This is a genomic window from Streptomyces sp. NBC_01241, from assembly GCF_041435435.1.
GTDB lineage: Bacteria > Actinomycetota > Actinomycetes > Streptomycetales > Streptomycetaceae > Streptomyces.
In genome coordinates this window covers 983835-1003192 of sequence record NZ_CP108494.1, presented here as the reverse complement: position 1 = coordinate 1003192, position 19358 = coordinate 983835, and the positions used below count along the sequence as shown (strand labels likewise).

General features: G+C 67.7%; 13 protein-coding genes and 1 pseudogene. 6 read left to right on the top strand and 8 right to left on the bottom strand.

Annotated elements, in window-relative coordinates; all coding sequences use genetic code 11:
- Positions 1-196: 196 nt before the first annotated feature.
- Both OG306_RS03945 and OG306_RS03940 read left to right on the top strand, forming a co-directional pair.
- A complete protein-coding gene (locus tag OG306_RS03945) occupies positions 197-3586 on the top strand; it encodes a S8 family serine peptidase (RefSeq protein ID WP_371665129.1) in 3390 nt (1129 codons plus the stop codon).
- 122 nt (positions 3587-3708) lie between these two features.
- A pseudogene (locus OG306_RS03940) lies at positions 3709-4128 on the top strand (transposase); the annotation flags it as partial.
- Positions 4129-4213: 85 nt separating this feature from the next.
- Here the strand turns inward: OG306_RS03940 and OG306_RS03935 are convergent.
- The 6 genes from OG306_RS03935 to OG306_RS03910 form a co-directional block, all read right to left on the bottom strand.
- Positions 4214-5380, bottom strand: coding sequence for an FAD-dependent monooxygenase (locus OG306_RS03935; RefSeq protein ID WP_266907354.1), 1167 nt, complete (start codon positions 5378-5380; stop codon positions 4214-4216).
- A 306-nt stretch (positions 5381-5686) separates the two neighbouring features.
- Positions 5687-6169: a (2Fe-2S)-binding protein gene (locus OG306_RS03930; RefSeq protein WP_266907356.1), complete on the bottom strand. Its 483-nt coding sequence runs from the start codon at positions 6167-6169 to the stop codon at positions 5687-5689.
- Positions 6166-7098 (bottom strand): FAD binding domain-containing protein, encoded by a 933-nt coding sequence (locus OG306_RS03925; RefSeq protein ID WP_266744649.1) that lies wholly within the window; start codon positions 7096-7098, stop codon positions 6166-6168. Before OG306_RS03925 ends, OG306_RS03930 begins: the two co-directional genes overlap by 4 nt.
- Positions 7095-9374: a xanthine dehydrogenase family protein molybdopterin-binding subunit gene (locus tag OG306_RS03920; protein WP_371666213.1), complete on the bottom strand. Its 2280-nt coding sequence runs from the start codon at positions 9372-9374 to the stop codon at positions 7095-7097. The genes OG306_RS03925 and OG306_RS03920 overlap by 4 nt, the downstream gene beginning before the upstream one ends.
- A 525-nt stretch (positions 9375-9899) precedes the next feature.
- Entirely contained in the window at positions 9900-10463 is a 564-nt protein-coding gene (locus OG306_RS03915) for an SMI1/KNR4 family protein (RefSeq protein WP_266907358.1), read from the bottom strand.
- A gap of 448 nt (positions 10464-10911) precedes the next feature.
- Positions 10912-11313 carry a DUF4440 domain-containing protein gene (locus OG306_RS03910; protein WP_323184037.1) on the bottom strand — a complete coding sequence of 134 codons (402 nt, stop codon included), beginning with the start codon at positions 11311-11313 and terminating at the stop codon, positions 10912-10914.
- 317 nt (positions 11314-11630) lie between these two features.
- Between OG306_RS03910 and OG306_RS03905 the strand changes: the two genes are divergently transcribed.
- The 3 genes from OG306_RS03905 to OG306_RS03895 are packed head-to-tail and all read left to right on the top strand — an operon-like array spanning position 11631 to position 14573.
- On the top strand, positions 11631-12161 hold the full coding sequence (locus OG306_RS03905) for a hypothetical protein (RefSeq protein ID WP_266744645.1): 531 nt from the start codon (positions 11631-11633) through the stop codon (positions 12159-12161).
- Between the two features lie 44 nt (positions 12162-12205).
- A complete protein-coding gene (locus OG306_RS03900; RefSeq protein ID WP_266907360.1) occupies positions 12206-13219 on the top strand; it encodes a hypothetical protein in 1014 nt (337 codons plus the stop codon).
- Between the two features lie 19 nt (positions 13220-13238).
- Positions 13239-14573: a Dyp-type peroxidase gene (locus tag OG306_RS03895; protein ID WP_266907362.1), complete on the top strand. Its 1335-nt coding sequence runs from the start codon at positions 13239-13241 to the stop codon at positions 14571-14573.
- 856 nt (positions 14574-15429) lie between these two features.
- On the opposite strand, the gene OG306_RS03890 is transcribed toward OG306_RS03895, so the two are convergent.
- A complete protein-coding gene (locus OG306_RS03890; RefSeq protein WP_266907364.1) occupies positions 15430-16842 on the bottom strand; it encodes an aminopeptidase P family protein in 1413 nt (470 codons plus the stop codon).
- Positions 16843-17060: 218 nt separating this feature from the next.
- Here OG306_RS03890 and OG306_RS03885 point away from each other — a divergent pair, with 218 nt between their 5' ends.
- Complete coding sequence (locus OG306_RS03885) at positions 17061-18044, top strand: LuxR family transcriptional regulator (protein WP_266744641.1); 984 nt, start codon at positions 17061-17063, stop codon at positions 18042-18044.
- Between the two features lie 362 nt (positions 18045-18406).
- On the opposite strand, the gene OG306_RS03880 is transcribed toward OG306_RS03885, so the two are convergent.
- A complete protein-coding gene (locus tag OG306_RS03880; RefSeq protein WP_266744640.1) occupies positions 18407-19258 on the bottom strand; it encodes an NmrA/HSCARG family protein in 852 nt (283 codons plus the stop codon).
- Between the last annotated feature and the right edge of the window lie 100 nt (positions 19259-19358).

Here is a 19358-nt window from a genome sequence, read left to right as displayed (position 1 = left end):
AGCTTCACCGCCGGCGGGTACCGACCGAGTCCCTATCGACCCGAAGAGCCACCGAGCTGACGAACCCATTGATGTGACCGCGTGACGGAATTCCGCCACGTGGGAAACCCGTCACGCGCAGCAACCCTACGTGATCCGTATGTCTGCCAGGATGCAGCCGCAGCATGGCATGTTCACGGTTCAAGTAGGGAGACTCATGCATCCCATAGCGCGTATAACCTTGGGCGCGGCGACCGCCGCCGTCCTGGCCGTCACTGCGGTCGCGCCTTCCGGGGCGGCGGATACGCCGCCTGACGGTGCCTCGGGAAAGAGGCCCATCATCGGCAGCGGTGCCGCAGCAACGGGCGGCAAGCAGGTCGCGGTCACGCTCATCACCGGCGACAAGGTGCTGGTGACCACGGACACGTCGGGCCGCAGCTCGGCGGCCGTGCTGCCCCGCGAGGACGGCACACAGCCGATTGTGCAGACCTTTCAGATGGGCAAGGACCTCTACGTCTACCCGGAGGACGCCTCCCGGGCGATCGCCGAGGGCAAGGTCGACGAGCAGCTGTTCAACGTCACTGGGCTCATCCGCCAGGGATACGACGACACACACACCGACACGCTGCCGCTCATCGCCACTTACCAGAACCATGTGAACGTTGCCGACAGCGCGCCGGCGGCCCCTCGTGGGGCCGAGCGGGGCCTGAGTCTCCCGGCTGTGGACGGCGTCGCGCTCAAGGCCGGCAAGGACACTGCCGCTACCTTCTGGCAGGACGTCACCAACACCCGCTCACGTTCTGCCTCCACGTTGAAGAAGCTGTGGCTGGACAGCAAGGTCAAGGCCACGCTGGACCGGTCCACCAAGCAGGTGCACGCGCCGGAGGCCTGGGCCGAGGGCTACGACGGCCAGGGCACCAAGGTCGCCGTGCTGGACACGGGCGTGGACGCCGAGCACCCGGACCTGGTGAGCCGGGTCGCCGCGGCCAAGAACTTCACGGACTCCCGCAGCACCGACGACCGGGTAGGTCACGGCACCCACACCGCCTCCACGGTCGGCGGTTCCGGAGCGGTCAGCGACGGCCGCAAGAAGGGCGTGGCCCCCGGGACCTCCCTGCTCATCGGCAAGGTCCTCAACGACAGCGGCTACGGTCAAAGCTCCTGGATCATCGCGGGTATGCAGTGGGCCGTCGGCCAGCAGGCCGATGTCGTCTCCATGAGCCTGGGCAACCCCGCGATCGGCGACTGCACCGACCCGCTGGCCGAGGCCGCGAAGCAGCTCTCGCAGAACACGCACACGCTGTTCGTCGTCGCTGCCGGCAACGCCGGCTCGGGCATCGAGACCGTCTCCTCGCCCGGCTGCGCGCCCGGCGTGCTGACCGTCGGCGCTGTCGACCGCGACGACACCACCGCGTGGTTCTCCAGCCGCGGTCCGGTGGCCGTCACCCACACCCTGAAGCCCGAGATCGCCGCCCCCGGCGTCGACATCTCGGCGGCCAACGCGGGCGGACGCGGCGTCTACGCCTACCAGACGATGTCGGGCACCTCCATGGCGACCCCGCACGTCGCGGGCGCAGCGGCCATCGTCCGCCAGGCCCACCCGGACTGGACCGCGCAGCAGATCAAGGCCGCCCTGGTCTCCTCCGCCCGCACCGGCGGCAAGGTCGCCGGCGCCGACCAGACCGGGGCCGGCGTCCTCGACGTGTCCGCGGCGGTGCACCAGAAGGTGCTCTCCGCGCCCGCCGTCCAGGGCGGCAGTTACAACTGGCCGCAGGACACCTCGGACCGCACCACCGTGCAGGTGCCCTTCACCAACACCAGCGCCGCTGACCTCGCCCTGAGTCTCAAGGTGAGCGAAGTGCATGGCAACGACGGCAGCGACGTCAACTCCGGCGTCATCAAGCTGGAGCAGGGCAAGGTGACCGTTCCCGCGGGGGCCACCGTCAAGGTGCCGGTGCGGATCGACCCCACCGCCCATCTCAAGGCCGCCCAGTACGGTGCCGTCACCGGCCGCATCATGGCCACCGGCAGCAATGCGCACGTCTCCGTGCCGGTCACGCTCTACGTCCAGCCGGAAACGGTCACCCTCCGGGTCAAGGTCATCGACCGCAACGGCAAGCCCGCGACCGGCCCCTCCTCCCTGGACCTGGTCAGCCTCGACACCGACAAGGGCGAGCGCCGCAGCAACCAGGGCGCGACCGAGCAGACGTACAGCGTGCGCCCGGGCGACTACGCCCTCGCCGGCTTCGTGGCCACCTACGACGCGAACAACGCAGCCGAATCCATCGGCTACCTCGCGCGCCCGCAGCTGCGGATCACCCATGACACCACCGTCGTCCTCGACGCTCGCAAGGCACACCAGCTGAGCCTGCACACCGACCGGCCCTCGACGGTGAACAACACCACGTTCAGCTACGCCCGCACGTGGGACGACACCTGGCAGATATCCGGATCGCTCATGGCCGGCAACACCATCCAGAAGTTCTACGCAGACGTCGACGGACGTGCCGAGAACGGCACCTTCGAGTTCCGGCCCACCTGGCGCGCGACCGGCTCCGAGGACGGCTCGCCCTACGTCTACAACCTGTCGTTCCCGACCCGGGGTCCACTGCAGTCCGACCAGGTCTACAAGCCCGAGGACTCCAAGCTGGCCCAGGTCACCGAAACCTGGAACGCCATGGGCAAGGAGGCCGACTACATCGACGCGATGTTCATCCGCCCCACCGGTAGCAGCGGCAACTACGTCCCCGTGAGCCCGTTCGGCTCCGTCCACGTGCCCGGTACCCGCACCGCCTACTACACGACCGGCGACGACGCCTGGTACCACGGCGCGATGACCAGCTTCCCGTTTGCCGCGTTCATGAACGACCAAGAGCGCACCTACCGGGCCGGAGAGCGGCGTGCCGAGGAGTGGTACGGCGGTCCCCTGCGGCCGGCCGCGCCGCGCGACGCCGACGGCAAGCTGATGCTGACCGCCGAGCGGCAGGGCGACCTGATCGGATTCCAGAACGCGCTCTGGCTCGACGGCTCCGGCGACCACTGGTCCTACGGCGGATCGTTCGGCGACCTCGGAAACCTGTTGCTGAAGCGCAACGGCGAGGAGATCGCCAGAAGCACCTATCCGTACGCCGCGTTCAAGGTTCCGGCTGAGGACTCCGCGTACGAGCTCACCCAGAACCTGGAGAAGATCGACACCTCGGACCGGAACTGGCTGCGCTCCACCGCTGTCAAAACCACCTGGAACTTCCGCTCCCACCTGGAGCCGGACGTCTACTCCCGCGGCCTGCCGATCCTCTTCCCGGCGTATGACCTGCCGGTGGACGGCATGAACACGCTGCCCGCGCAGAGCGGAATCAAGGTCGGCCTGTCGGCCGAGGGCCACGCCGGGTACACGCCGGGCACGTTCACAGCGGTCTCGCTGTCCTACTCCTACGACGGCGGCGCCACCTGGACCCAGGCGCCGACCGAGCAGCAGCACGGCAAGTGGACGGCCGTCCTCGACCACACCGGCGCCGCCGGCAAGCAGGTCATGCTGAAGGCCACCCTCACCGACTCCAACGGCAACGCGGTCACCCAGACCATCACCCGCGCCTACGACGTCCGGTAGCCACACAGTCCGGCCGGGCGGTCTCCCGCAACAGGGGGACTGCTCGGCCACCCACCTGCTGCCTCACCCGTGATCACCAGGGCGTACCTACTGCGACCGTGCTCCAGGTGACGAGGCGATAAAGAGGCCCCAAGACGGGACGAAGTCCCGTTGACCGGGGCAGGACGGGCAGCAAGCACCACCTGATCACTGACGCTACCGGCATCCCGCTCGCCGCCACCCTGACCGCCGGCAACCGCAACGACGTCACCCATCTGATCCCACTACTTCAGGCAGTGCCGCCGCTGCGGGGCAAGCGAGGCCGGCCGCGGCGCCGCCCGAACGAGGTGCTGGGCGACCGCGGCTATGACCACGACAAGTACCGCCGTCTGGTCCGGGATCTCGGCGTGAAGCCGCTGATCGCCCGCCGGGGCACCGAGCACGGCTCCGGACTCGGCACCCAACACTGGATCGTCGAGCGCGTGTTCGCCCACCCGCACTGGTTTTGCCGCCTGCGGATCGGTTGGGAGATACGCGACCACATCCACGAAGCCTTCCTCTGAGATGACTCCGCTGTCGGCGCCCTTTTTGCAGTCAGTCACCACCGAAATGTTGCTCTCGTCCGGCCCCAGCGTCTCAAGAGCTCCGTCAGTCCGAGGCGAAGAACTTGTCGCCCTGGGGAACCCCCAGGGAGGACCTCGTAGCCAACTCGATCCCGATCTCCGACACCCTGACCAAATGTGAGAGCCGTTGGGCCTCCCACTCCTCCAGACGCCGCAGCGGCAGTCCGTGCCGGGGCGTCCAACCTTCCATGGCGGCGGCGAGGCCGGCGGCATCGCCGAATGCCTTGGACGTCCCCGAGGCGGTGTGCGGCCGAACCGTGCCCGCAGCATCCCCGACCAAGGCAGCGTGGTTGGCCAGTATGCGGCCGGGAGGGAGATCGAATACCGGTTGCATGAAGACGTCCGACAGACGCACGAGTTCGGCGAACTGCGGGGCAAGCGAGGCGTCTGCCTGCTCGGTGACCTCTTCGACGACCTCCGGCCTCAGCTCACCCGGCGGCAGAAAATGCTCGAACTGTCTGCCTGAGCGACCTGCGAGGAGCCTCGGAAGGTCGTGCTCCGCGAGGTTCACATACCATACCCAGTTGACGCGCCGTGATCCTTCTTCCAGCTCGCCGTTGGCCCCCGGGACCAAGTAGCACAACATTTGCATACCGCTCGACTCGAAGAACGTGAATCGACCGGAGAGAAGGTCCAGCAGGTCCTCCGGCACAGCGGATTCGGGTTCCAGACCACGCCAGGCCACGTAACCCGCGTACGCGGGACGGGATGTGGCGTCGAGAAGTCTGCGCGTAGCAGACCCGATCCCATCGGCACCGACCAGAAAGTTGCCCTGCGCCACGTGCCCGTCGGGAAACTCGGCCGTTACGTCGTGGCCTTCTACTCGTACATGCCTGAGCGAACTGTCCAGTCGGTAGCACACATCGTCGAGCGGTTCCCGCAGCGCGCGGTAGAGGGCGTCCCACGCCGTCATCAGCTGTGGGGCCCTGTAGCGTTCGGCCTTGCCGCGGATGTGGAGTTGCTGACGTTCGCGCAGTTCGACGCTCACCGATCGCGCGGACAGGCCCAGGTTCGCCAGCAACGCCTCTACTTCCGGCTGCATCACGATGCCGGCGCCGCGAGCCTGCGTCCTGCCCACGGACCGCTCGTACACAGCGACCTCGGCACCGATGGATCGCAGCTCATGCGCTGCCGCCAGACCTCCGACGGATCCACCGATGATCAGCGCTTTGAAAGCGTCGCTCTTGCCCATTGCGTACCTCCGCTGCTTCACTCACACAATCGCTCGGAAATCGCCGTTCGACGGCTCGATGCCGCTGTCGAGCAGGAACCGCGCAGGGTCGGGCTACGCCATGTCGAATGGGCAATCGCCCCCGCGCAGAATGCGATCCTGCGACGCTCGGGCGGGGAGATGCCACCGTGGTCGTGATCTCCACCGGGTTGCTGATGAGGTTGACCAGGTAGTGACTCTTCCACTCGGGCCGGGGCGACTGCATCGGATGCACGAGTAACTCCTCAATCGTCGCCCACGAGGCAGGTATACGCGCGTACGCGCCTGTCAGGTCACGGGCTGCTGCTGTTCCTGCGCGGCGCGCATGATCGCGCGTCGGATGGGTTCGTAGCCGGTGCACCGGCACACGTTGGACCTGACAATGTCGTCTACGGCTTCCGGATCGCTGCCGATGCCGGGGTTCGCCTCCAGCGCCCCAGCAGCCGCCATGAGGAACCCAGGTGTGCAGAAACCGCACTGCAGCGCGTGCTCGGCGGAGAATGCCCGCTGCAGCGCACTGGGCTCACCGTCCGGCCCTGCAAGTCCTTCGACGGTACGCACAGATCTGCCGTCGCACTGCACGGCGAACATCAGACAGGCGCGGACCGCCTCGCCGTCCACCAGCACGGTGCAGGCCCCGCAGACACCGTGCTCGCAGCCCAGATGCGTGCCGGTCAGTCGACAGTCCTCTCGGAGCACGTCGGCGAGGATGCGTCGCGGCTCCACATCCAGGGGAAAATCCTCGCCGTTGACATGGAGGGTGATCTTCATCGGCTGTCTCCTTCGAGTTGACGGACGCGCGACCGCTGGTCGTTCGCTGCTTGGCACAGTGTTCTGGCAACCACGACCGAGATGGCATGCCTCCGGTACTCGAGGTCGGCGTACGGCTCCGCCACTGGTGCGGCGTCCTGCTCCGCCGCGATCTTGCCCGCGCGCGCGAAGGGGTGCTCTGTGGGCACCCGGTATCCGTCCATGGGCGGGCCGATTTCGGCGCCATGCAACGCTTGTTCCGCGGCGTGTGCCCGCAGGGGCCGGTCGGCGCAGTTGGCCAGTCCGATCCTGGCTTTTTCGATCACGCCGTCGCGTACGGTAAGGGTCGCCGACACGGCCACCTGCGCGAAGCAGAAGTGAGTGCGCCGGTGCTCGATGAAGCCGACTCCGGTTTCCTCGCTGAGCAGCGGGAAACTCACGGAGGTGATCAGTTCCCCCGGTTGCCGGGCCGTTTTGTACGGCCCCTGGAAGTAGTCGCGGGCGGCGACTTCGCGTGCACCGCCCGGACCCGCCATCTGGATGTCGGCGTCCATAGCCATGGCGATGGCGCACCATTCCGAGGCGGGGTGCGCCCAGGCGAAGCTGCCCACCATGGTTCCGCGCGTGCGGATGGGGGGATGGGCGATGTTGACGACCGCGAGCGAGAACAACGTGCCGAGGGGGCCTGCCACGGCTTCGGGGGACTCGAATTCGCGGTGCCGGACCAGGGCACCGACCTGCACTCTTTTGTCGTGCACCCGCATCTCGTCGAGCACCGCGATCCGGTTGATGTCGACGACCAGGTCGGGAGTGATGCGTTCCAGATGCATCTCCAGGAGCAGGCTCTGGCCGCCGGCGAGCACCTGTGCTTTTCCGCTGCTGTTGCCGAGTGCGTCGACGGCCTCGGGCACCGTGCGCGGCACGGCATAGTCGAAGGCTGCAGGCTTCATCGGGCCCCCTCCAGTTTCGGGGCTCGCGCAGCCCGCCACACCACGTCAGGAGTGAGTGGCATTTGCAGCAGGTCCGGTTCAGCAACCTGGAGCGCGTCGATCACGGCGTTGACGACGGCGGCCGGAGTTCCGATGCAGCCCGACTCCCCGGCGCCCTTGGCGCCCAGCGGCGAGCCGGGGCTCGGGGTGCAGGTATCCCTGACCTCGATGGGCGGCACCTCGGTGAACGTCGGCAGCAGGTAGTCCAACAGACCGTTGCCCAGCATGGGAGCGCCGTCGTCGTCGTAGGGAATCGCCTCGTAGAGGGCCTGGCCGATGCCCTGCAGGCAGGACCCGAAGGCCTGCCCCCGCACCAGCGTGGGGTTGAGTTGCACTCCGCAATCGTCGACTGTCACCACCTGCAGCAGCTGCACGGTGCCCAGCTCCGGATCGACCTCAGCCACCGCCACGTGGGCGCCGAACGGGAACGCCGTCTTCGTCTCGAACCGATCGTTCACCTTGAGTGTCCCGGTGGCCTTGACCAGTTCGGACAGGTCCATGACCGCGGAGCCGTTCTGGGTGTCGTGCACGGTACCGTCGGACCACTCCACCTGCTCGAGCGGTACCTTCCACAGTCCCGCGGCCCTCTTCCGGGCCTCGCCGATGAGCAGATGGGAGACATGCTGAAGCAGTGCGCCGGCCACCTGCGCCGTTCGACTGGCGAACGATCCCAAGCCCTCGGGCTGCTCGCCGGTGTCTCCTTCGATCAGCCTGACGCGTTCTTCGTCCACGCCCAGGGTCTTGGCCACCAGGGCGGGGAAGACCGTTTCGTGGCCCTGGCCGCTGGATGCAGCGCCGCACCGGGCGGTGATGGTGCCGTCCGGGTTGGCCTCAATGCTGCCGAACTCGTGCAGTCCGCCCGGTTCGCCACCGGAGCGTTCCACGTAGCACGACAGGCCGATGCCCAGTGGCTTGGCAGTCGCGTCGGTCCTGCGCCTGGCCTGCTCGGCTCGCCACCTGTCGTAGTCGACAGTCTTCAGGGCCAGGTCGAGCGCCGCGGCGTAGTTCCCGCTGTCGTATGTCCGACCGCTGGGCGTGTCGTACGGGAAGCTCTCGGGGGCAATGAAATTGCGGCGTCGTAGTTCCGCCGGATCCATGCCCAGCTTTCGAGCCAGCGTGTCCATGGACCGCTCCAGAGCGATCACCGCCTCCGGACGGCCGGCGCCACGGTAGGGGTAGGTCACCATGGTGTTGGTCAATACCGAGCGCACGGTTGCATGTACCTCGGGTGTGGCGTACGGGCCAGTTGCCATCCAGGCTGTCTGCATCGGCAGTCCGACCCCGAGGTGGGGATACGCACCGACGTCGGCGTCGATGTTCAACTGGTAGGCCAGCAGTCGTCCATCGGCGTCCGAGGCCAGCCGGGCGTGCTGGTCCTGGCCTCGGCCCCGGGCCGCGGCCGTCATGGATTCCTTGCGGTCCTCGATCCACCGGACGGGTCGCTTGAGCTTCGAAGCCAGGAAGGCAACCACGACGAACTCCGGGAAGGACGCGCTCTTGGAGCCGAACGCACCCCCGGTGTCCGGGACCACCACGCGCACCCGGTCGAGCGACCAGCCCAACAGCGCCGCCAGTTCGCGGCGCAGCCGGTGCGGCATCTGATGCCCGGACCACACCGTCAACGTGTCGTCACCTTCGGGGACAGCAAGAATCGTCCGGCATTCCATGGGGGAGGGCATGAGGAGACTCTGGCGGTACCGGCCCTCCACCACTGCTGCCGCCTCACGCCACACCGCGTCCTCGATGGGCTTTCCGGCCTCGCCCTGCAGGGCGACGTTACTCAATCCGTCGAAGAGAAGAAGCGAGTCGTCTGCCGCGGCGGACGGGGTCACCATCGCGGGCAGCGGATCAATCTCGAAGGTGACCTCGGCTGCTCCGTCCTCGGCCCGGTAGCGGTCTTCTCCCAGAACTACTGCAAGGGCCTCGCCCGCGTATCGCACCCGCTCCTTCACCAGCGCCGGCCACTCACGACCCGCCACCGCCTCGTCGGAGGAGAGTTTGGCAAGCACCGTGTGCGGCACGGGAGGCAGGTCCTGCAGGGCGGCGGCCGAGTGCACGCACGGCGGCATTTCCGCGAGATCCGTGGCGGCCCAGGCTCCCACCACGCCAGGTACCGCACGGGCCGGACCGCAATCCACGGACCGCAAAGTACCGTGCCCAATTCTGCTTCTCACGAACACAGCGTCGAGACAACCCGGCACTTCGATATCGGCGACGTAGCGGCCCTTCCCTGTCACCAGCCGTTCATCCTCGCGTCGCGTCCATGCCACGACCGCACCTCCGCGCTTGTGTTTTGAGCGACAGTCGGGTTCCGCCCATTCCCGGCTGGTCACGTCCACGGAACAGCGTGTCATTGACTCGAAAGGGTGGCACCCCGAGAACAGCGTCTGCACACGTTCGGGATCATAAGCACTGCCCATGAAATACGGCTGCTGAGTGGTCGGCCGGGCGAGTCATCCGCTGCTCGGGGCGCAGCCCGACATCGAGCTGGAGATACGAGATCGACAGCTATGTGGAGGACGATTCGCACTTCATCGTGAATCTGAACCGCTGCCGGGCGTGCGGGCAGCGGTTCATCCCGGTCTTCACTGAATACGTGGACTGAGTTGTTTCGCGTCATTGTTCTTCACGCCGTTTGGCTCACCGGCGGCCTATCCACGTGGGGCGGCGGGCACCGGAAGCGGAGCATCAGTCATCAGCGAAAGCCCCCGACGGTACTGAGCCCCCAGCGCAGGCGCTGGGGCTCGGCCCAGGTGGCCCAGTCAGTCCTCCTCATCCTCCCCGTCGAAGCGGTCAAGGGCCGCCGCGGTGCGGGCGCGGATCAACAGGGTCTGGCGATCGTCACGGAGGATGATTTCGTCGTGCGCGTACCAGCGTGAGCCCGTCTGCCGGCTGATCGGGTATTCCGGGAACGGCAGGTGTTGGAAGGCGCCGACGACGTCCTCGGGCAGGCCGGTGTCGCCGAGGACCTCCCATTCCATCAGGTCTTCATCGGCGCACAGGGCCTCCGAGAGGACGATCTCGATGAACTCGACGCTGACCCGGCCCAGCCACGCGGTCCAGTCATCGGTGGCGGGCCGGGTGAGGGCGGGACGGGCCACAACAGGCGGGTCGTCCTGGTCGAGGTCCGTGACGCGTATCCCCCAGTAGGCGCAGGACTGGTTCTCGACACGGAAGACCAGCACGCCGCGGTCCTCATCGAGGGAGAGATCCTGCGGGGCAAGCAGCGTGTCCTGGTTGTCCGTCAGGTCCGTGCGTCGCCCGAGCAATTGGTAGGCCTCGCGCAGCGCCGCGGGCAGGGGCAGGCCGAGCCGGGCTTGGGCCACGTCGAGATCGGCGGGGGTGCAGCCGTCGGTCTCGGTGAGGGGCCGGTGGCTCCAGTCGCGGGCGAAGGCACGGATGAAACGTCATGCCGCCTGCCTGTCGGGCTGCTCGCCGAAGGCCGCGTTGAGCGCATCGAGGTCGAGCGCGAGGTTCGGGGGCTGTGGTTCCTGCGTCATGTGTGTGACTGTATGCACCGCCACCGACAAGGGTCCGCGCCCTGTTGCGCCGCCGCGAATCCCGAGGCGGCGCCCTCCCCGTGCTCAATGAGCCATTCCTCGCAGGTGACTGTGGCCAGTAGGGCTTGGTCAGGTTGATAATGCCGTGGGTAAGTCGCGGTGAGTGGGGCAGGCGCCTGCCAGACGGCGAGGAGTAACTGCATCTCGCGGACGGCCTGGTAGAGGGTCAGGCCGACGCCGATTCCTATGGGGTCCGGGCCAGTCGCTGGAGTGTTCAGGAGGCGTGGGCGGCGGAGACGAGGGTGACGTGGTCATCCCAGGCCATTGAGCTCATCCTCCAGCCGACAGGTGTCCGGACGAACTGCGTGGTCTTGCGGCCGGATCCCTCGAACCACTCGCCATCGAGGAAACCGGACTTGCGGTACTCGCTGAATCGGTGTGCGATCGACCCGAAAATCTCGGTCCGCTCGGCAACTTCCCATTCGGAGAACTCCGTCAGCGTCCCATCGGTGAGGATCTTCTCCCGGGGCTCGACGAACGCGTCGAGGTTGTAGATCACCGGCTCGTCCCCGACGTTATTGATAATCATTCCTTGTGGAATGAACACCTCACGGACAGCGTCCACGTTCGGCCGGCTACCGCCGGTGTTGGTGAACGCACCGAGGAAAGAGTGCATCAGCTGGTCGAGCTCGGCCTTGACGTCGGACACGGATCCCCTTCCGCAGGTGAAGTGCCTCGCGCCTGATCGTCGCCCATTGCCGGCCTGTCGGCAAGCTCGACGTACTTGGTCCTGCCCCAGGGGCAGGGCAGCCCTATGCGCTCGGTGAGCGATGCCGCGACGAACGACAGCCTGCCCGGACCCGGCCAGGCTGTCGACGGTGCCGCCCGCGCGCGACCGGGATCACGACAGTGCTGCTCACGAGGCGGATGGGCCTGCTGCGAGGGATAATTAGGGAGATTGTTCCCGGCTGACACGTGGCGGGAGGAGCGGACATGGAGATCAAGCCACAGGCGGCCGTCATCCCTGAGATCGACCAACTCGAGCAGGGGAAATACGGTCCCGTGTTTCCGAAGACTCCGGCGTGTTACGGGTTCACCATCGTTGCGAAGGTCAAGCCGGGCAGGGCCGACGCGATGCGTGCCTACGGCAACACTCTGGCCGAGGCTTTGGAGGAAGACCCCTATCTCCTCGCGCCGCTGAAGTTGCACTATCTGCGCTGGGTGCTTTTCGATGACGATACGCGCTTCATGTATCAGGGGATCTTCGATACCGACTTCGACAAGTACACCGAGGACGCCATCGCACTTTTCGGCAAGGCGGGGGTGAACACGGCCTTCGAGAACCTCGAAGGGTTTCCCGAGGACTGGCGGACCAACCCTGAGGCGTTCGTCGGGTTTGTGCGCGAACACCACTGTCCGAGCTTCATCGAGTACGGGGAGTACCCGTACGTGTCCGCTGATGAGATCAAGAAGGCCCTGCGGATCAAGGACGCACTGTCGGAGATGCTCGACCAGCTGCAGTGAGAGCGGGCTGTCGTGTGCTTGTCCCATTGCGGATCGGAGACGAGATGAGCCAGGTCAGGACCGCGCGCACCTACAATCAGAACCACAACCCGCGCGAATACACCCCTGGTCGGCGACGGGTGAGCATCTACGTCTCGTGGAGCTATCCGGCCGAGGCGGGCAGGAATCCGGCTGAACTGGACAACCGGTTCTCCACGATGACGGAGGTCAGACGGGCGGCGTGGCCTGCCTACGAGGACCCGAAGTGGTCCGACCCGTTGCAGTTCCAGCAGGGCATCGCCGGCTCACTGGAATTGTTCTTCTGGGCCTGGGTGCCGTTTCAACAGTTCGTCGAGGAGGTCACCGGGCACCCCGTCCCGGTGTATCAGCGCATCGACCAGGCCGGTTTCCGGACCCCGCTCGACGAGCGCGTACTGGCCGACACCGACACTCTTTTCGTGTTCGGGCTGGACCACATGGTCACCGGTCAGGAGGCCCGGCCCGAGGAGGTTGAGGCACTGCGGGCCTTCCTCGGCCGGGAGGACGCCCGTCTGGTACTGGGGCCTCACCATGACGTCGGGGCATCGGACGATTTGACCGTGCGGGACGTGGAGTACCACCATCACGGCGATCCCTTGGTCCCCCGCCAGCAACGATTCGCCGCCTACGTCCGTGGCTTGATGCAGGGCCTCGCGGTGCCGGTCGAGAACTGCTACGGACTGCGCCCCGCGGTGCGGGAGAAGAATAAGATCGCCCCGCTCTCCACGGTGAGGGACCTGGACGCGAAAGGGTGGCTGGACGGGGTGACCAACTTCAATTTCCACCAGCACCTTCCGCATTACGCCGTGACGACCGAAGAGCCGGATGTCATACGCGTGCTGGCCCGGCAGCCGATAGACACCTCCAGGCCGCACCCGTTCATCGAGGCCGGCAACACCGAGTTCAACATGTTCCTGTGGATGCCTCCGAGCGGTGAGCGGGCCGGCGATGTGCTGCTGGCGGACTCCACGATCTTCAGTTCGCTGTTCGGCGGCGACGAAAGTCTGCGGAACTTCTGGCGGAACCTCGTCTCGAAGTAGTACCGCAGGGAGGCGAACCGTGAGCGGGTCTGAGCAAGTTGCGTTGGAACTCGACGATATTCAGCGCGGGGTCCTCAGCCCTCGGCCGACTCCCTACGCGGCGACCTACCTTGTGTTCCGCGTCGATGACCGGGCGGCCGGGCGGGAGCTGATGCGGCGCGCGAGCGCGGTGGTGACCTCCGCCGCCGACTCGGTCAGCCCCCGGGGGGACACCTGGGTCAGTGTCGCGGTCTCCTGCCACGGTCTGGAGGCCCTGGGTGTGCCGCGCGCATCACTGGACACGTTCGCCTGGGAGTTCCGGCAGGGGATGGCCGCCCGGGCCAAAACGCTGGGCGATGTCGGCGACAGCAGCCCCGAGAACTGGGAAGCGCCGCTGGGCACGCCGGACATCCATGTGGTGCTCACGGCGGTCGCGCCTGACCCCCCGCAGTTGGAGGAGGCCCTCGATCGGGCCCGGCCCGCGTACGACCACCTTTCCGGTGTGACCGCGATCTGGCGGCAGGACTGCTACGCGCTGCCCACCGAGACCGAGCATTTCGGCTACCGCGACGGCGTCAGCCATCCAGCCGTCGAAGGAAGCGGCATCGCCGGGTCGAACCGGCTGGAGTCGCCGCTGAAGGCCGGGGAGTTCGTGCTCGGCTACCGGGACGAGATCGGCGGTCTCCAGACCCCGCAGCCGGAGGTCCTGGGGCGCAACGGCAGCTACGCGGTCTTCCGAAAGCTCTACCAGGACGTCGCCGCGTTCCGGCGCTATCTGCGGGACAACGCCACTTCTCCCGAAGACGAGGAACTGCTCGCGGCCAAGATCATGGGACGCTGGCGCAGCGGAGCCCCCCTTGCGCTCAGCCCGCAACACGACGACCCCGCTCTCGGTGCCGACCCGCACCGCCGCAACACCTTCCTGTACGAGCGCGACGATCCGGCGGGATTCATCACGCCCGGCGGCTGCCACATCCGCCGGGCCAACCCCCGCGACGCCTCGGTGGCGGGAGAAGTGCGACTGCACCGCATGATCAGACGCGGCGCCGCCTACGGTCCGCCGCTGCCCGAGGGAGTTCTGGAGGACGACGGGGCCGACCGCGGCCTGATGTTCGCGTTCATCGGTGCGCACCTCGGGCGGCAGTTCGAGTTCGTCCAGTCGGAATGGATGAACGACGGCGTCTTCTTCGGCGCGGGCAACACCAAAGACCCCGTTACCGGATCCCACGACGGAGTCACCGGCTTCACGATTCCCCGGCGGCCGTTGCGACGGCGCCTCACGCCACTGCCGCGGTTCGTCGTGACCCGCGGCGGCGAGTACTGCTTCCTGCCGAGCCTGAGCGCCCTGCGCCGGCTCGGGGAACCCCAGAACTGACAATGTGGTCGCGCGCGCCGTGGCATCACCCCGAGGTGACGGCAGTGTCGTCGTCCGCCCGGTCGGCGACGTGGGGCATTGGTTCGGTGACCCACACCGGGGTGTCGAACAGACAGCAGGTCGCCGACCTCGAAGTCGACCTCGAGCCGGAGCTCCGGTGACCCTGCCAGTGCGTCGACGAGGTCGAACAGCTCCACGTCGTCGGCTCCAAGTGAGGAACGTCAGGAAAGCGCTGTGCGGATTCGAGCTGACAGCGGTTGTAGCGCATGCTGAGTTTGCCCCGCTCCAGGACACGAGCGGGATCGCGGCGTATAGGTGATGCCTCCGAAGAGCGTGCCCGGTCGCCGGCCGGCTGTTCCGTGGTTGTAGGCCATTACGGCGCTAGTGAGCCAGTTGCCTCTGTCGTCGGCGCGGCCGCGGTCACCGCCGGACCTCCGACATGTGGCCCGGGCCACCGGTACCGCGAGGATCATGTTGAGCACGAAGGTGACGGCGGTGATCTCCAGGGTGTACCAGAGCCGAGGAACGTGGATTCCATGGCGATCACCCGCCTTTCTTCATGGAACAGAGTCCGTCGATTCGGCCAGGGCCGTTGAGAGGCTGCCGTCGGCCTGAGCGGCGGCGATCACCTTGTTCGCGGCGTCGCGGAATGTCCGGTCGACCTGCCCAACGATCCCGTAGTCGGCTTGGACGTCGTAGACGGATGATTACGGACGGTGATCTTGAGGGATGCGTCCTGTTGGACCTGGACCTGGACCTGGGCCTGGGCCTGGGCGATGGGAAGGTCGACGAACTTGGCCACGATACGGCCTGACCACGCCCGTGGTCAGGCCGTCCGGCTTCTGCCGCGACGCTGTCAGCCCGCGAACCGGGCCATCCACGCCTCGACTTCGTCCGCCGACCGCGGCAGGCCCGCCGACAGGTTCTCGTGGCCGTCCTGGGTCACGACCAGGTCATCCTCGATCCGGACGCCGATGCCGCGCCATTCGGCGGGCACGGTGAGGTCATCCGGCTGGAAGTACAGACCGGGCTCGACGGTGAGCACCATGCCCGGCTCCAGTACGCCGTCGACGTATTCCTCGTGCCGGGCCTGCGCGCAGTCATGGACGTCCAGACCGAGCATGTGACCGGTGCCCGCCATGGTGAAGCGACGCTGGAGGCCGAGTTCGTACGCGCGATCGGCCGGGCCTTCGATGAAGCCCCACTCGACCAGCCGGGCCGCCAGGTGGCGCTGGGACGCCTCGTGGAAGTCATGGTACGCGGCACCCGGCTTGACGGCGGCCATGCCGGCCTCCTGGGCCTCGTACACCGCGTCGTACACCTTGCGCTGCAGGGGCGTAAAAGTGCCGCTGATCGGAAGCGTGCGTGTGACGTCGGCGGTGTAGAGGGTGTGCGTCTCCACACCGGCGTCGAGCAGGAGCAGGTCCCCCGGACGCACCGGACCGTCGTTGTCCGTCCAGTGCATGATCGTGGCGTGCTCGCCCGCGGCGCAGATCGAGCCGTAGCCGACGGAGTTGCCCTCGAGGCGTGCGCGGCGGAAGAACGTGCCCTCGATCCACCGCTCGGACGACGCGACCGCCCGGGAGAGCTCACCGATCACATCGGTGAATCCGCGCACGGTGGAGTCCACGGCCTTGCGGAGCTCGGTGATCTCCCAGTCGTCCTTGACGAGACGGAGATCACTGAGCGCCTCTTCCAGTTCGGCGTCGCGCTCCTCATCTGTGGTGACGGCGGCCTCCAGGGACGGGTCGAGATCCCGGACGATCCGGGTCGGCGCACCGGAGGCGGCGGCCAGGTCACCGGCCGCCGTGCGGACGTCCCTGCAGGGCAGACCGAGTACGAGCTCCGACTCGGCGAGGGAGCGGCGCCGGCCCATCCACAGCTCCGCCGTGTAGCCGACCCAGAACTCGTCGTTGTCCCTGCTGTCCCGCGGCAGCTGGTAGCAGTAGGCGTCATGGCCGCCGTCCGCACGGGGTTCGAGGACGAGCGCGCCGTCCCGGACCTGGTCTCCCGTCATGTGCACGTAGCCCGAGTACGGGCGGAACGGGTAGGTGTCGTCGTTGGAACGGACCTTGAGATTCCCCGAGGGGATCACCAGGCGTTCGCCGGGGAAGCGCGCGGAGAGCGCGGCGCGGCGGCGGGCCGCGTACGGAGCCTGCTCGCCGAGCAGCAGGTCCTGCCGTTCGGTGTCCGCCCATCCCGTCCGCATCAGAGCGGACAGTTCCTCGGAGATCCCTGTGTAGAGACCGTTCTTTCGCGCTTTCGCCACGTCATACACCTTCTTCTGGGTCGGTTCCTCGCCGGCGAGGGGCAGGGGGAGCCCTGCGGACGGGCCGGGCTCCCTCCCGGTGCGACCCGGACGCCCTCGCTGCCGCCGGTTGCCGGCGGCTCTCGGACCGTAACCCGCACCGCACGCCTTTGGTGCCGAGGACCGCCACTGGCACAGATCGGCCACAGCGACGCGAGGAGTCGTCGATAATTTGGCGTATGACGAACGTGAAACTCGGCGAGGCCCTTCGGCTTCTGGGCATCGACCAGGCGGCGGGCCAGGTCTATCTGGCGCTGCTGGAGCTGGCCCCCGCTCCGTTGAGTGCGATCGGAACCACGGCCGGTCTGGACGGTGCGGAGCTCGACACGGCGTACGGCGTGCTGGTGGACGCTGGTCTGGCCAGTGCCGCCGGGCGGGGCGGGGACGTGGTGGCCCCGGTTCCGCCCGCCGCGGGCCTGGAGATCCTCGCCCGGCATAGGGCAGCCGAACTCGAGGAGTCGCGTATCACCGTCGGGGGCGCGTTCGAGTCGTTCCGGCGACAGCGGCTCGCCGCGTACAACGACAATCTCGTCGAGGTCGTCACCGGCGACGCCATTGGCCCCAGGATTCGTCATGCTTGGGCGAGCGCCCGCGATCAGATTCGTCAGTTCGAGTCACCACCGTATTTCCCGTTGTCCGGGGCCACGGACGACGCGCTGGCCACGCTCGCCCGCGGGGTGACGCAGCGGGTCGTGTACTCACGGGAGTCTCTGGAGCATCCGGGCCATCTGAAGGAGGCCATCGAACCGTGCATCAAGGCCGGCGAGCAGGCCAGAGTGGTGCCGTCGGTGCCGGTCAAACTCGTGATCATCGACGAGGCGTACGCGCTCGTGTCGTTGTCGATCAAAGAGGCCGACGTACACAACTCCATGCTGGTCGTGCAGCCGTGCGGCCTGCTCTCCGCGCTCGTGGCGCTGTTCGAGCAGTCCTGGCAGAGCGCCCTGCCGTTCCACGGCCGCACCACCCGCCCAGGCGGTGTGCCGCCCGCCGACCGCCGCGTGCTCTGGCTCCTCGCGGGTGGAGCGAGCGACGACGTCATCGCCCGTGAGATGGGAATCAGTCGCCGCACGCTGTTTCGCCGCCTGCAGATCCTGATGGCTCAGCTGGGCGCCGAGAACCGTTTCCAGCTGGCTTTGCAGGCTCAGCGCTGCGGATGGCTGTGACCGGCACGCTGCCGAGCGAATCGGACACGAGCGGCTCGCTCGTTCCGGGCGGATGCTGTCGAGGCCTCGGTCGAATCCGAGATGAGGAGGGAACCGCCTCCAGCCACAGCGCTCTCGCCGGAACGCGTCGGGGGGTGGGCACCGCGCGCGTGGTGCAGGGGTGCGCGAAGGCCCGGGTTCCGGCAGGGATGAATGCGGCGACATGATCTCCGCCCTTCGATCAGTGCGCTTTCCGGACACACCGTGCCAGTGGGGCATGTTCGCCACATCGCGTGAATGCGTGAGACCCGGGGGCGGCGGGGCTCGCCGGGCATGCTCGTGCGCGCGGCCCGGCGAGCCGGCCGGTCTGCGGACGGCCCGGTTCAGCCCCCGGTGGCCCAGGTGCGGCGCGCCCAGTCGGCGAAGCCGGTCCAGTGGATCTGCGGGTGGGCGGCATGGAGGGCGGGGATGTCGACGCGGTAGCCGGGGCCGTTCAGAAACGTCCACATCGCGTGCATGTCCGGATTGCCGATGGCCGTCAGCGGGACGTACTCGTGGCGGACCTCCCGTCCCAGCGCCGCGCCGAGCGCGGTCGCCATCTGTGTGGGAGTGGGTGCGTCGCCGGCCAGCTCGATGCGCTGTCCGATGTACGGAGCGGGGTCGAGCAGCACGTCCGCGGCGAACGCGCCGAGGTCGGGCCGGGCGAGCTGCTGCAATGGCCGATCGGGCGGCAGCGGGAGATCGAGCACGCCGTCGAGGATGCGCCGCGCTCCGCCGAGCGCGTTGTCGAAGAAGTACGTCGGCCCCAGGATTGTGTACGGCACATCGCCCGCGGCCAGTTCCGCCTCGATGCGCGCCTTGCTCTCGAAATGCGGTACCCCGCTGTCCTGGTCGGCCCCGGCGACCGAGCTGAACACGAGATGTGGAACGTGCTCCTGCGCTGCTGCGGCGAGGATCGCCCGCCCCTGGTCCACCTCCGCCTCGACACCGGCCTCGAAGGGGGTGGTGAACGCGAAGACACCGGCCACCCCCTTCATGGCCGCGGCGAGCGACCCGGGATCGTTCAGGGAACCCGCAACCACCTCCACACCCCGGTCGGCCAGTTGCCGCGCGGCACTCCGGCCGGGGTCGCGGACCAGCGCCCTGATCCGGGCCCCGCGGGCGAGCAGCGCGTCGGTCACGGCACCGCCCTGCCCGCCCGTCGCGGCAAGCACCAGGATCTGCTCATGCGCCATGGATGAACTCCCTTCTCTGCAGCGGGGCATCGGATCCGAAGCCGGCCCCGACGGTAACCATCCGTCACACACAGCAGCGCATGACGCAGACTCGCCCGAG

Bases quoted from the DNA above. Each gene is read 5' to 3' on its own strand.
- OG306_RS03905 (WP_266744645.1), top strand. From the start codon at position 11,631: ATGGAGATCAAGCCACAGGCGGCCGTCATCCCTGAGATCGACCAACTC.
- OG306_RS03900 (WP_266907360.1), top strand. From the start codon at position 12,206: ATGAGCCAGGTCAGGACCGCGCGCACCTACAATCAGAACCACAACCCG.
- OG306_RS03910 (WP_323184037.1), bottom strand. From the start codon at position 11,313: ATGCACTCTTTCCTCGGTGCGTTCACCAACACCGGCGGTAGCCGGCCG.
- OG306_RS03925 (WP_266744649.1), bottom strand. From the start codon at position 7,098: ATGAAGCCTGCAGCCTTCGACTATGCCGTGCCGCGCACGGTGCCCGAG.
- OG306_RS03880 (WP_266744640.1), bottom strand. From the start codon at position 19,258: ATGGCGCATGAGCAGATCCTGGTGCTTGCCGCGACGGGCGGGCAGGGC.
- OG306_RS03935 (WP_266907354.1), bottom strand. From the start codon at position 5,380: ATGGGCAAGAGCGACGCTTTCAAAGCGCTGATCATCGGTGGATCCGTC.
- OG306_RS03885 (WP_266744641.1), top strand. From the start codon at position 17,061: ATGACGAACGTGAAACTCGGCGAGGCCCTTCGGCTTCTGGGCATCGAC.
- OG306_RS03945 (WP_371665129.1), top strand. From the start codon at position 197: ATGCATCCCATAGCGCGTATAACCTTGGGCGCGGCGACCGCCGCCGTC.
- OG306_RS03930 (WP_266907356.1), bottom strand. From the start codon at position 6,169: ATGAAGATCACCCTCCATGTCAACGGCGAGGATTTTCCCCTGGATGTG.